Origin of the sequence: Pseudomonas trivialis (assembly GCF_001439805.1) — a bacterium.
GTDB classification, from domain to species: Bacteria; Pseudomonadota; Gammaproteobacteria; order Pseudomonadales; family Pseudomonadaceae; genus Aquipseudomonas; species Aquipseudomonas trivialis.
This window is the reverse complement of record NZ_JYLK01000001.1, coordinates 94,253-106,977: the sequence shown is the minus strand read 5'-3', so window position 1 is coordinate 106,977 and position 12,725 is coordinate 94,253. Positions and strand designations below refer to the sequence as shown.

The window sequence follows — 12,725 nt, the reverse complement described above, 5'->3', positions numbered from 1 at the left end:
CTAGACCATGCATTTCACCATTCAACGCGAAGCCCTGTTGAAACCCCTGCAACTGGTCGCAGGCGTCGTCGAGCGCCGACAGACCTTGCCGGTGCTCTCCAACGTATTGCTGGTGGTCGAAGGCCAGCAATTGTCCCTGACAGGTACCGACCTGGAAGTCGAACTGGTGGGGCGCGTGCAGCTTGAAGAGCCTGCCGAGCCTGGCGAGATCACTGTGCCGGCACGCAAGCTGATGGACATCTGCAAAAGCCTGCCGAACGATGCGCTGATCGACATCAAGGTTGATGAGCAGAAGCTGGTGGTCAAGGCCGGCCGCAGCCGCTTCACCCTGTCGACGCTGCCAGCCAGTGACTTCCCGACCGTCGAAGAAGGCCCCGGCTCGCTGACCTGCAGCCTGGAGCAGAGCAAGCTGCGTCGCCTGATTGAGCGCACCAGCTTCGCCATGGCTCAACAGGACGTGCGTTACTACCTCAACGGTATGCTGCTGGAAGTATCGGAAGGCATCATCCGCGCTGTGGCCACTGACGGCCATCGCCTGGCAATGTGCTCAATGCGCGCCGATATCGGTCAGCCCGATCGCCACCAGGTAATCGTGCCGCGTAAGGGTATCCTCGAGTTGGCACGCTTGCTGACCGAGCCGGACGGTAACGTCAGCATTGTCCTTGGCCAGCACCACATTCGTGCCACCACTGGCGAGTTCACCTTTACCTCCAAGCTGGTCGACGGCAAGTTCCCGGACTACGAACGGGTACTGCCTAAAGGTGGTGACAAGCTGGTACTCGGTGACCGTCAGGCCCTGCGTGAAGCATTCAGCCGCACGGCGATTCTGTCGAACGAGAAGTATCGCGGTATCCGTTTGCAATTGGCCAACGGTCAATTGAAGATCCAGGCGAACAACCCGGAGCAGGAAGAGGCGGAGGAAGAAGTCGGTGTTGATTACAACGGCGGCTCGCTCGAGATTGGGTTTAACGTGAGCTACTTGCTGGACGTGCTGGGTGTGATGACCACCGAACAGGTTCGCCTCATTCTGTCGGACTCCAACAGCAGCGCCCTGGTACAAGAATCCGATAACGACGACTCGGCTTACGTTGTTATGCCGATGCGTCTGTAATCATGCTCAGCGCAAGTTAGATGTCCCTCAGTCGCGTCTCGGTCACCGCGGTGCGCAATCTGCACCCGGTGACTTTCTCTCCCTCCCCTCGCATCAATATCCTTCATGGCGCCAACGGCAGTGGCAAAACCAGCGTGCTGGAAGCCATTCACCTGCTGGGGCTTGCTCGTTCCTTTCGCAGTGCGCGCCTGTTGCCGGTAATCCAATACGAGCAATTGGCGTGCACCGTGTTTGGTCAAGTCGAGCTGGCGGAAGGTGGACACAGCGCCTTGGGAATCTCCCGCGATCGCGGCGGTGATTTTCAGATTCGCATCGATGGACAGAATGCACGCAGTGCCGCGCAATTAGCCGAAATTCTGCCATTGCAACTGATCAACCCCGACAGCTTCCGCCTATTGGAAGGAGCACCAAAAATCCGCCGACAGTTCCTCGACTGGGGCGTGTTCCACGTGGAACCACGTTTTTTGGCCACGTGGCAGCGCCTGCAGAAGGCCCTGCGGCAGCGGAACTCATGGCTGCGGCATGGTACACTTGACGCCGCTTCGCAAGCGGCCTGGGACCGGGAACTGTGCTTGGCCAGCGACGAAATCGATGAATACCGCCGCGCCTATATCAAAGCCTTGAAACCAGTCTTTGAGCAGACCTTGAGTGAGTTGCTGGACCTCGAGGGACTGACGCTGAGCTACTACCGTGGCTGGGACAAGGAGCGTGAGCTGAGTGCAGTGCTCGCAACCTCCCTGCAACGTGATCAGCAAATGGGCCACACTCAGGCCGGCCCGCAACGCGCTGACTTGCGCCTTAGACTAGGTGCGCACAATGCCGCAGACATACTGTCGCGAGGCCAGCAGAAGTTAGTGGTTTGCGCACTGCGTATCGCTCAGGGGCACTTGGTCAGCCAATCCCGACGCGGTCAGTGTATTTATCTGGTGGATGACTTGCCGTCTGAACTCGATGAGCAACACCGCCGCGCGCTATGTCGCTTGTTGGAAGACTTACGCTGCCAGGTGTTTATCACCTGTGTAGACCACGAATTATTGAGGGAAGGCTGGCAGACGGAAACGCCAGTTGCTTTGTTCCACGTGGAACAAGGCCGTATCACCCAGACCCACGACCATCGGGAGTGAAGGCATGAGCGAAGAAAGAACGTACGACTCGACCAGCATTAAAGTGCTGAAAGGTTTGGATGCCGTACGCAAACGTCCCGGTATGTACATTGGCGACACCGATGATGGCAGCGGTTTGCACCACATGGTATTCGAGGTGGTCGACAACTCCATCGACGAAGCCTTGGCTGGTCACTGCGACGACATCAGCATCATCATCCACCCGGATGAATCGATCACTGTACGCGACAACGGGCGCGGCATTCCGGTAGACGTGCACAAAGAAGAAGGCGTTTCGGCGGCAGAGGTCATCATGACCGTACTCCACGCCGGCGGTAAGTTCGACGATAACTCCTATAAGGTTTCCGGTGGTTTGCACGGTGTGGGTGTATCGGTAGTTAATGCCCTGTCCGAAGAGCTGATCCTGACCGTACGCCGTGCCGGCAAAATCTGGGAACAGACCTATGTCCATGGCGTTCCACAAGAGCCGATGAAAATCGTGGGCGACAGTGAAACCACTGGTACACAGATTCATTTCAAGCCGTCTGATGAAACCTTCAAAAATATCCACTTCAGCTGGGACATCCTGGCCAAGCGGATTCGTGAGCTGTCCTTCCTCAACTCCGGTGTTGGTATCGTTCTTAAAGATGAGCGCAGCGGCAAGGAAGAACTTTTCAAGTATGAAGGCGGTTTGCGTGCTTTCGTTGAATACCTGAACACCAACAAGACTGCAGTCAACCAGGTGTTCCACTTCAACATTCAGCGTGAAGACGGCATCGGCGTGGAAATCGCCCTGCAGTGGAACGACAGCTTCAATGAGAATCTGTTGTGCTTCACCAACAACATTCCACAGCGCGATGGCGGCACTCACCTGGTGGGTTTCCGTTCCGCACTGACGCGTAACCTGAACAACTACATCGAAGCTGAAGGTCTCGCCAAAAAGCACAAAGTTGCCACCACCGGTGATGATGCGCGCGAAGGCCTGACTGCAATTATTTCGGTGAAAGTGCCCGACCCGAAATTCAGTTCTCAGACCAAAGACAAGCTCGTGTCTTCCGAAGTGAAGACCGCTGTTGAACAGGAGATGGGCAAGTACTTCTCCGACTTCCTGCTGGAAAACCCGAACGAAGCCAAGCTGGTTGTCGGCAAAATGATCGATGCTGCGCGTGCCCGTGAAGCGGCGCGTAAAGCCCGTGAGATGACCCGTCGCAAAGGCGCACTGGATATCGCTGGTCTGCCCGGCAAACTGGCTGACTGCCAGGAGAAGGACCCTGCCCTCTCCGAGCTGTACTTGGTGGAAGGTGACTCTGCTGGCGGTTCCGCCAAGCAGGGTCGTAACCGTCGTACTCAAGCCATCCTGCCGTTGAAGGGCAAGATTCTCAACGTTGAGAAGGCGCGCTTCGACAAGATGATTTCCTCCCAGGAAGTCGGCACCTTGATCACGGCGCTGGGTTGCGGTATCGGGCGCGACGAATACAACATCGACAAGCTGCGCTACCACAACATCATCATCATGACCGATGCTGACGTCGACGGTTCGCACATCCGTACCCTGCTGCTGACCTTCTTCTTCCGTCAGTTGCCGGAGCTGATCGAGCGCGGCTATATCTACATCGCGCAGCCGCCGCTGTACAAGGTCAAGAAGGGCAAGCAAGAGCAATACATCAAAGACGACGACGCCATGGAAGAGTACATGACGCAATCGGCTCTGGAAGATGCGAGCCTGCACCTGAATGATGAAGCGCCAGGCATCTCTGGTGAGTCACTGGAGCGTCTGGTTAACGACTTCCGCATGGTGATGAAGACGCTCAAGCGTTTGTCGCGCCTGTACCCTCAGGAACTGACCGAGCACTTCATCTACCTTCCATCGGTCAGCCTGGAACAGCTGGGCGATCACGCGCACATGCAAGCGTGGTTGGCACAGTACGAGGTTCGCCTGCGCACCGTCGAGAAGTCTGGCCTGGTGTACAAGGCCAGCCTGCGCGAAGACCGTGAACGCAACGTGTGGCTGCCAGAGGTCGAACTGATCTCCCACGGCCTCTCGAACTATGTCACCTTCAACCGCGACTTCTTCGGCAGCAACGACTACAAAACTGTGGTTACCCTCGGCGCGCAACTGAGCACTCTGCTCGATGACGGTGCCTACATTCAGCGTGGCGAGCGCAAGAAAGCCGTCAAGGAGTTCAAGGAAGCCCTGGACTGGTTGATGGCTGAAAGTACCAAGCGTCATACCATCCAGCGCTACAAAGGTCTGGGCGAAATGAACCCTGACCAATTGTGGGAAACCACCATGGACCCGGCGCAGCGTCGCATGCTGCGCGTGACCATCGAAGACGCCATTGGCGCGGATCAGATCTTCAACACCCTGATGGGTGACGCAGTTGAGCCTCGTCGTGACTTCATCGAGAGCAATGCTCTTGCGGTTTCCAACCTGGACTTCTGATCAGGCAAACCCGTACAAAAAAAGGCCAACGCTCAGCGTTGGCCTTTTTTATTACCTCGTCTTTACCAAAATGCTCCACGTGGAACATCCCGATTTTTTACCCATCAGACGCCATGCCCACACTTTCCAACCGATACCCATACCCGTAGATCGTCAACAGCTGCCACCCGCGATCCGCCGTCAGCCCCAGCTTGTTTCTCAGGCGATAGATGTGTGTGTCCAGTGGCCGTGACGACACCATCTCTTCATGGGTCCAAAACCGCTCATACAGATATTCGCGGGATAACGGTCGGGCCAGATTAGCGAACAGACAACTGGCCAGTCGGTACTCACGCTCTGTCAGGTTGATAGGCTTACCCCCGCGGGTCACGGTGAGTTCGGCGTCGTCGAAGGTGAGGTCGTTAAAACTTTGCACCTCAGGCGTTGCTGATTTTTGCAGGCCATGGCGGCGCAGCACGGCGGTGACTCGCGCTTTAAGTTCATTGGGGCGAAAGGGCTTGCTCAGGTAATCATCGGCACCGCTGTTTAGCGCGGCGACGATATCGCTCTCGGCATCGCGGCTGGTAAGCATGATGACCGCAGGCGGTGATTCCATGTGTTCACGGGTCCAGCGCAGCAGTGCGATACCGCTGATATCGGGCAATTGCCAGTCGAGTATTAACAGATCGAAGTTTTCCCGACGCAGTTGGCGCAGCAAGTCTTCTCCCCGCTCGAAACAATGCACAGACCATGGATGGTCTGCTGTACCGGGAATCTGTCGCAGTGTCTGTTCCACCCGGCGCAATTCAGCGGGTTCGTCATCCAATATCGCGACACGCATGGTGTGGGTCCCTTCACGAGAAATACGGCAACCGATGGCCCATTCAAACAGGGGCACATACTGCACAGATGTCGGCCGTTGAATCTGAATAATTGTGGTCAGATTCGCCGGCTCTTCATTTCTGGCGATACGCTGATTCAAAGGACTACATCCTTGAGCGTATGTAGGAAAGATACCGGCTACCGCTGGCAAGTAAAAGGCCAGGCCGACACATTATCGGTAGGGTTTTCCAAGCCCGCAGGAATAGCTATTCACCGGCTTCGAAATAAGCTTCACTGGATTCAAATTACGCCTATTTATTGGCTTGCGACGAGCATGGCCTGGAAGGAGAAACCGAGGTCTATGACAGCCCTGATCACACGCCTGCCAACTATGTTTGGGCCTGCGGTGGCCAACCGATGAAGCTATGGGGCCAGCCGGAAAAGCGCCAACCTACCCACGCCCAACGCTTGTTCAACGGGCTGGTTCGCGAATGGCTTTGGATCGGCCTGCTGTTATTGCCTCTCACAGCCTATTTATCCCTTAATCCATTCCTCGCCCTCGACAATCCGTTGTATGACGGCCTTCGCAGACTCACCGCGCTGTCTTCTGTAGACATGGAGATCCAGGCTGACGTACTGGATAGTCTGCTGCGTGGACGCAATATCGCGCAGGTTCCCGGTTGGCTGGCAGCGTTGATGTCGACCTCGCTGGTGGCCTTGCTGCTCGGTCTATTGCTTTACCGGCCGCGCTACGCATCGTGGATGACACTGGGTTGCATGGCCGCTGCAGTGCTTGGCTCATTGGCCCTGTTGCGCATGGGCCATTGGTGGTCGCCTGCCTCCTGCCTGATTGGATTGCTGCTCAGCTACCTGATCTGGAATTGGCGCCGCTTGAGTGCGGTGCTCGCCTATTTCGGCTGGGAGCTGGCGCGCCTGGATGACGAGCCCAAAGTGCTGCCGGAACGCCGCCGCGCGCCGGCCAGTAAAGGGGATGTGTTGCAGGGACGGATCTTTGCGCTCGAGCAGGCCGTCAGCCGTACGCGTGACACGCGCCGCTTCATGGCCGATGGCCTGGAGTGTCTTCCAGTCGCGACGCTGATTACTGATCCGCGCGGCAACATCCTGCTGGCCAACCGCATTGCCCGAGAGGTATTCGGCAATGAGCTGGTCAGTCACAACTTGCTGGAGCAACTGGCGGACCTGGGTTACCCGCCCCTGCACAATGGCGTGCGCCCTGCCCTCTCAGCGCTGGAGCTCGTTGAGTTTCGCGATATCCACCAACGCAGCTTGCGCATGGAGATTGCGCCTTTGCTACCTGCAGAAGGTGATGTCGCCCTGGGCTGGTTGCTGAGCCTGACCGACCTGAGCAAAGAGCGCGATGCCCAGCAGCACCGGGAAACCATGCTGCGTTTCCTCTCCCATGACCTGCGTGCGCCCCATTCGGCGATTCTTGCGCTGCTGGATATACACAGCGGCGATTCCCCGGTATTCGCCCAAATCGAGCAACAGGTGCGACGGGCCCTGAACCTCACTGAGTCATTTGTTCAGTTAGCCAAAGCCGAGGCCGATGGTTATCACTTCCAGCCGACCCTGTTCGCCATGCTGGTGATGGATGCGTTCGATCAAGTGGCGGTGATCGCTCACCTCAAAGGTATCCATCTGGTGCATGACCTGGATGAGGCCGACGAAGGCATGGTGTCGGCCGATCAATCGCTGCTCACCCGTGCGCTATTCAATGTGCTGGAGAACGCGATCAAATATTCTCCATCCGGCACCACCGTAAGATTGCGCCACAGCAGCGCCCGGGGCTGGCTGGAATGCCATATCAGCGATCAGGGTGCAGGTATCGCGGCCGAAGATCTGCCTGAGCTGTTCAGCCAGTATCGGCGCTTTGAGTCCGCTCAGGGCAGCGAGGGGCTGGGCTTGGGCCTGACCATGGTCAGGGCCGTTGTTGAACGACATCATGGGCATATCGGTTGCGAAAGTACCCTTGGCAAAGGCACTACCTTCAGTGTGCGACTTCCCCTGCTGGATGACTGCTGAGACAGCTTTTGGCCTGTGCATAAAAAACCGGTCACGAGGACCGGTTTTTTAATGTCGAAAAAACTTATGCACGTTTTTCGCTTTTTTATTGGCTAATGAAATATAAATATAAATCAGCTACTTATAAGCATAAAAAGCCGATTAGCCAACAAACCGTACACAGGTTATCCACAGAACCTCATATCACCGGTGTGTCCACCACGATGGGCTCGGGTGGCAACGAACCCATTGCCCTCTGTTGTGCCTGGTTCCACGCCTGCGCACGCTCATTCAGCGCCGCAATGGCACGCGGGCCCTCGCCTTCGGCATACATCGGTTCACCGATCACTACGGTGATGGTGCCTGGGCGTTTGGCCCAGCCGGTCTTCGGCCAGAACTTGCCGGCGTTATGCGCAATCGGCAACACCGGCAGGCTGGCGTTGACCGCCAGCGCGGTACCACCCCGCGAAAATTTGCCCACGGTGCCGTAGGGCACGCGCGTGCCTTCGGGGAAGATCAGCACCCACACACCATCCTTGAGCAGCTCATCACCTTTTTTGGCCACATGCTTGAGCGCGGCCTTGGGGTTGTCGCGGTCGATGGCGATCGGACGCAGCATTGCCATCGCCCACCCAAAGAACGGTACGTAGAGCAACTCACGCTTGAGCACCTGACTCAACGGCGAGAAGTACGCCGACAGGAAGAACGTCTCCCAGGTGCTCTGGTGGTTCGACAGAATCACGCAAGGCTGATCCGGCACATTCTCTGCGCCCTTGACCTCGAAACGGATGTTCAGGAACACCTTGGACAGCCACAACGCGCAGCGGCACCAATAGACGTTGATGAAGCGGTAGCGCGCCTTGAATGGCAGGAAAGGCGCGATAAAAAAGCTCAGGGTGCACCAGAGAAAGGAACTGGTGCCCAACAGCAGGTAAAAGAAAAAGGTTCTGATGGCCTGCAAAATCGACATGGCGGCATTTACCGTTGCGGGACACGGCCCGCCTGTTTAAAGCGCACTCCCGAACAGTCCTTGGCCAGGAAGTCGAGGGCTGCTGCTAGTTGTTGATAAGTTCTGCGGCAACCGCCGCCAGATCGTCAAAAATCAAGGTGCCTACCGGCAGGTTTTTCGCCTGGGTCTTTTCGCCTTTCCCAGTCTTCACCAAAACTGGCTGAGAGTCGACGGCCTTGGCCGCCTCCAAGTCACCGAGGCTGTCCCCGACGAACCATATCCCAGCCAACGGTACCTTGTAATGTTCTGCAATGATTTTCAACATGCCAGGCTTGGGTTTGCGGCAATCGCAGCCCTCATCCGGCCCGTGGGGGCAGTACACCACCAGCCCCACCTCACCGCCCTGCTCGGCCACCAACGTGCGCAAGCGCGCGTGCATGGCGTCTAGGGTGGCAATGTCGTAGTAGCCGCGGGCGATGCCGGACTGGTTGGTGGCGATTGCCACCGTCCAGCCGGCCTTGCTCAACTGCGCGATGGCCTCAATCGAGCCGGGCAGTGGTATCCATTCCGCCACCGACTTGATGTACGCGTCGGAGTCGTAATTGATCACCCCGTCCCGATCGAGAATCAGCAGTTTCAACATGATCAGCCCAGTACAGAAATGTCAGCGATGTTGATAAACAGGCCACGCAGACGCGCCAGCATGGCGTAGCGGTTTTTCCGCACGCCGGCATCTTCGGCATTGATCATCACCGCTTCGAAGAACGCATCCACCGGCTCACGCAGGGTAGCCAGACGCGCGAGCGCTTCGGCGTAGTTGCGTTCAGCGATCAGCGGCTTCACCGCGTTTTCTGCCTTGGCGATGGCCGAGTTCAGCGAGAACTCCTTGGCATCGGCAAACAGGCCCGGGTCGACTTCGGCGGTGCCGAGGGTGTCGGCCTTGCCCAACAGGTTGGACACACGCTTGTTCACGGCGGCCAGGGCATTGGCTTCGGGCAGCTTGCGGAAGGCCTGTACGGCTTGCACACGCTGATCGAAGTCCAGTGCCGAACCTGGTTGAAGGGCACGCACCGACAGGTACACGGACACGTCCACGCCTTCGTCTTCGTAACGCGCACGCAGGCGGTCGAACACGAACTCCAGCACTTGCTCGGCCAGGCCAGCCTGCTTGACCCTGGCGCCGAACTGGCCGACGGCAAACACCACGGCCTGAGTCAGGTCGAGGTCCAGCTTCTTGTCGATCAGGATACGCAGCACGCCCAGGGCAGCACGGCGCAGGGCATACGGGTCTTTGCTGCCGGTGGGCAGCATGCCGATGCCGAAGATACCCACCAGGGTGTCCAGCTTGTCGGCGATGGCCACGGCTGCACCGGTGAGGGTGGTCGGCAGCTCAGCGCCCGCACCGCGCGGCATGTACTGCTCGTTCAGCGCCAGCGCCACATCGTCAGGCTCGCCGTCGTTGAGGGCATAGTAGTAACCGGCCACGCCTTGCATCTCCGGGAACTCGCCGACCATCTCGGTGGCCAGATCGCACTTGGACAGCAGGCCGGCACGTGTCGCCCTGGCTGCATCGCCACCAATGCGCTGGGCAATGTAGGCCGCCAGCTTGGAAACGCGCACGGCCTTGTCGTAGACGCTGCCGAGTTTTTCCTGGAACACCACGTTTTGCAGGCGCAGGTTGAAATCTTCGAGCTTCTGCTTCTTGTCTTGCTTGAAGAAGAACTCGGCGTCGGTCAGGCGCGGACGAACGACTTTCTCGTTGCCGGCGATGATCTGCTGCGGGTCCGTGCTTTCGATGTTGGCCACGGTGATAAAGCGCGGCAGCAATTTGCCGTCCGCATCCAGCAGGCAAAAGTACTTCTGGTTGTCCTGCATGGTGGTGATCAGCGCTTCCTGCGGCACATCGAGGAAACGTTCCTCGAACGAGCACACCAGCGGCACCGGCCACTCCACCAATGCGGTCACTTCGTCAAGCAGGCTCGACGGCACGATAGCAGTGCCTTCCTGCAGGCGTGCCAGCTCTTCGGTGCGCTTGCTGATCAGCTCGCGACGCTCATTGGCATCGGCCAGCACGTACGCGGCACGCAGGTCGGCGGCGTAGTTGGCCGGCGCGGTGATGCGTACGCTTTGCGGATGATGGAAACGGTGACCACGGGAATCGCGGCCGGCCTTCTGGGCGAGGATAGTGCAGTCGATGACCTGGTCACCGAGCAGCATCACCAGCCACTGGGTTGGGCGCACGAACTCTTCCTTGCGCGCCCCCCAGCGCATGCGCTTGGGAATCGGCAGGTCATTCAGGGAATCTTCAACGATGGTCGGCAACAGGCTGGCGGTCGGCTTGCCGGTGATCACCTGGCTGAACCGCAGTTTCGGGCCGCTCTGGTCGATCTCGCTCAGCTCGACGCCACACTTCTTGGCAAACCCGAGGGCTGCTTGAGTCGGATTGCCTTCAGCATCGAAAGCCGCCTGACGCGGTGGGCCGTCGAGGTTGATGCTACGGTCGGGCTGCTGGGTTTCCAGTGCGGTCAGCAACACGGCCAGACGGCGCGGCGCGGCGTAGACCTTCTTCGCTTCAAACTTCAGGCCGGCGCTTTGCAGGCCTTTCTCGATACCGGCCAGGAATGCATCGGCCAGGGTGTTGAGTGCCTTGGGTGGCAGCTCTTCGGTGCCCAGTTCAACCAAAAAATCTTGAGCACTCATTGTGCAGCCTCCAGCTTAGCCAACACTTCATCACGCAGGTCCGGGGTAGCCATCGGGAAGCCCAGCTTGGCGCGAGCCAGCAGGTAGGCTTGGGCGACGGAACGCGCCAGGGTGCGCACACGCAGGATGTATTGCTGGCGCGCGGTCACCGAGATGGCGCGGCGGGCGTCCAGCAGGTTGAAGGTGTGGGACGCCTTCAACACCATTTCATAGCTCGGCAACGGCAGCGGCTGGTCGAGCTCGATCAGGCGCTTGGCTTCGCTCTCATAGAAGTCGAACAGTTCGAACAGTTTGTCGACGTTGGCGTGTTCGAAGTTGTAGGTGGACTGCTCCACTTCGTTCTGGTGGAACACGTCGCCGTAGGTGACCTTGCCGAACGGGCCGTCAGCCCACACCAGGTCGTAGACCGAATCCACGCCCTGCAGGTACATGGCCAAGCGCTCGAGGCCGTAAGTGATTTCGCCGGTCACCGGGTAGCACTCGATGCCGCCGGCCTGCTGGAAGTAGGTGAACTGCGTCACTTCCATGCCGTTGAGCCACACTTCCCAGCCCAGGCCCCAGGCGCCCAGCGTCGGCGACTCCCAGTTGTCCTCGACGAAACGGATGTCGTGCACCAGTGGGTCCAGGCCCACATGCTTGAGCGAGCCCAGGTACAGTTCCTGGAAGTTGTCCGGGTTGGGCTTCAGCACCACCTGGAACTGGTAGTAGTGCTGCAGACGGTTCGGGTTTTCGCCGTAGCGGCCGTCAGTCGGGCGACGACTGGGCTGCACATAAGCGGCGTTCCAGGTTTCCGGGCCGATGGCCCGCAGGAAGGTAGCGGTGTGGAAAGTGCCGGCGCCTACTTCCATATCGTAGGGCTGAAGTACCACACAACCTTGCTCGGCCCAGTATTGCTGGAGGGCGAGGATCAAGTCTTGGAAGGTACGCACGGCTGGCGTAGGCTGGCTCACGAAATTCACCTGTTACTTGGGCTGCGATTTAAAGAGCGGGAGTATACCCGATTCGGTCGCGCCACCATCCCCTGGAGCCTTATGCCACGCTGCTTTTGGTGTTCTGAAGATCCGCTGTACATGGCTTATCACGATCAGGAGTGGGGAACGCCGCTGCGCGATGCGCAGGGCTTGTTCGAGTTGCTTTTGCTCGAAGGGTTCCAGGCGGGCCTGTCCTGGATCACGGTTCTACGCAAGCGCGAGCACTACCGAAAGGTGTTGTTCGGCTTTGACGCGCAGCGCCTGGCGCAGTTGAGCGATGCTGAAATCGACGCGCTGATGCTCGACCCGGGCATTGTGCGCAACCGTCTCAAGCTCAACGCCACCCGCCGCAATGCCGCCGCCTGGCTGGCGCTGGAAGACCCAGTGCAGTGGCTGTGGTCGTTTGTCGGCGGCGTGCCCAAGGTCAATCATTTCAAGGACCGCAGTGAGGTCCCGGCGATTACGCCAGAGGCCGAAGCCATGAGCAAAGCCTTGAAGAAAGCGGGTTTCACCTTTGTCGGCCCGACCATCTGCTACGCCTTCATGCAGGCCAGCGGCATGGTCATGGACCACACCGTGGACTGCGACCGTTACGCGGACCTGACCAACGCCGGTTAGAATGCCG

General features: G+C 58.5%; 10 protein-coding genes. 5 read left to right on the top strand and 5 right to left on the bottom strand.

All coding sequences use genetic code 11. The features are described 5' to 3' along the window. Nucleotides 1-7: 7 nt before the first annotated feature. From dnaN to gyrB, 3 genes are read left to right on the top strand one after another with little or no spacing between them, the layout of a single operon-like run. Nucleotides 8-1,111: a DNA polymerase III subunit beta gene (gene dnaN / locus TU79_RS00500; protein WP_057006237.1), complete on the top strand. Its 1,104-nt coding sequence runs from the start codon at nucleotides 8-10 to the stop codon at nucleotides 1,109-1,111. A gap of 20 nt (nucleotides 1,112-1,131) precedes the next feature. Beyond that, nucleotides 1,132-2,235, top strand: coding sequence for a DNA replication/repair protein RecF (gene recF / locus TU79_RS00495; protein WP_057006236.1), 1,104 nt, complete (start codon nucleotides 1,132-1,134; stop codon nucleotides 2,233-2,235). Between the two features lie 4 nt (nucleotides 2,236-2,239). After that, entirely contained in the window at nucleotides 2,240-4,657 is a 2,418-nt protein-coding gene (gyrB, locus tag TU79_RS00490) for a DNA topoisomerase (ATP-hydrolyzing) subunit B (RefSeq protein ID WP_057006235.1), read from the top strand. Nucleotides 4,658-4,754: 97 nt separating this feature from the next. Here gyrB and TU79_RS00485 read toward each other — a convergent pair whose 3' ends face one another. Beyond that, complete coding sequence (locus tag TU79_RS00485; protein ID WP_057006703.1) at nucleotides 4,755-5,477, bottom strand: response regulator transcription factor; 723 nt, start codon at nucleotides 5,475-5,477, stop codon at nucleotides 4,755-4,757. Between the two features lie 398 nt (nucleotides 5,478-5,875). On the opposite strand from TU79_RS00485, the gene TU79_RS00480 reads away from it, so the two are divergent. Continuing rightward, complete coding sequence (locus TU79_RS00480) at nucleotides 5,876-7,501, top strand: sensor histidine kinase (RefSeq protein WP_057006702.1); 1,626 nt, start codon at nucleotides 5,876-5,878, stop codon at nucleotides 7,499-7,501. 178 nt (nucleotides 7,502-7,679) lie between these two features. On the opposite strand, the gene TU79_RS00475 is transcribed toward TU79_RS00480, so the two are convergent. The 4 genes from TU79_RS00475 to glyQ form a co-directional block, all read right to left on the bottom strand. Beyond that, nucleotides 7,680-8,450 carry a lysophospholipid acyltransferase family protein gene (locus tag TU79_RS00475; RefSeq protein ID WP_057006234.1) on the bottom strand — a complete coding sequence of 257 codons (771 nt, stop codon included), beginning with the start codon at nucleotides 8,448-8,450 and terminating at the stop codon, nucleotides 7,680-7,682. Nucleotides 8,451-8,535: 85 nt separating this feature from the next. Continuing rightward, nucleotides 8,536-9,075, bottom strand: coding sequence for a D-glycero-beta-D-manno-heptose 1,7-bisphosphate 7-phosphatase (gene gmhB, locus TU79_RS00470; protein ID WP_173670281.1), 540 nt, complete (start codon nucleotides 9,073-9,075; stop codon nucleotides 8,536-8,538). Continuing rightward, nucleotides 9,075-11,129: a glycine--tRNA ligase subunit beta gene (glyS, locus tag TU79_RS00465; protein ID WP_057006233.1), complete on the bottom strand. Its 2,055-nt coding sequence runs from the start codon at nucleotides 11,127-11,129 to the stop codon at nucleotides 9,075-9,077. Before glyS ends, gmhB begins: the two co-directional genes overlap by 1 nt. Continuing rightward, nucleotides 11,126-12,079: a glycine--tRNA ligase subunit alpha gene (gene glyQ, locus TU79_RS00460; RefSeq protein ID WP_003187265.1), complete on the bottom strand. Its 954-nt coding sequence runs from the start codon at nucleotides 12,077-12,079 to the stop codon at nucleotides 11,126-11,128. The genes glyS and glyQ overlap by 4 nt, the downstream gene beginning before the upstream one ends. A gap of 81 nt (nucleotides 12,080-12,160) precedes the next feature. On the opposite strand from glyQ, the gene TU79_RS00455 reads away from it, so the two are divergent. Next, nucleotides 12,161-12,718: a DNA-3-methyladenine glycosylase I gene (locus TU79_RS00455; protein ID WP_057006232.1), complete on the top strand. Its 558-nt coding sequence runs from the start codon at nucleotides 12,161-12,163 to the stop codon at nucleotides 12,716-12,718. Nucleotides 12,719-12,725 lie beyond the last annotated feature (7 nt).

Coding starts and splice junctions, on each gene's coding strand:
- TU79_RS00455 (WP_057006232.1), top strand. CDS start 12,161: ATGCCACGCTGCTTTTGGTGTTCTGAAGATCCGCTGTACATGGCTTAT.
- dnaN (WP_057006237.1), top strand. CDS start 8: ATGCATTTCACCATTCAACGCGAAGCCCTGTTGAAACCCCTGCAACTG.
- TU79_RS00475 (WP_057006234.1), bottom strand. CDS start 8,450: ATGTCGATTTTGCAGGCCATCAGAACCTTTTTCTTTTACCTGCTGTTG.
- gyrB (WP_057006235.1), top strand. CDS start 2,240: ATGAGCGAAGAAAGAACGTACGACTCGACCAGCATTAAAGTGCTGAAA.
- glyS (WP_057006233.1), bottom strand. CDS start 11,129: ATGAGTGCTCAAGATTTTTTGGTTGAACTGGGCACCGAAGAGCTGCCA.
- TU79_RS00485 (WP_057006703.1), bottom strand. CDS start 5,477: ATGCGTGTCGCGATATTGGATGACGAACCCGCTGAATTGCGCCGGGTG.
- recF (WP_057006236.1), top strand. CDS start 1,132: ATGTCCCTCAGTCGCGTCTCGGTCACCGCGGTGCGCAATCTGCACCCG.
- TU79_RS00480 (WP_057006702.1), top strand. CDS start 5,876: ATGAAGCTATGGGGCCAGCCGGAAAAGCGCCAACCTACCCACGCCCAA.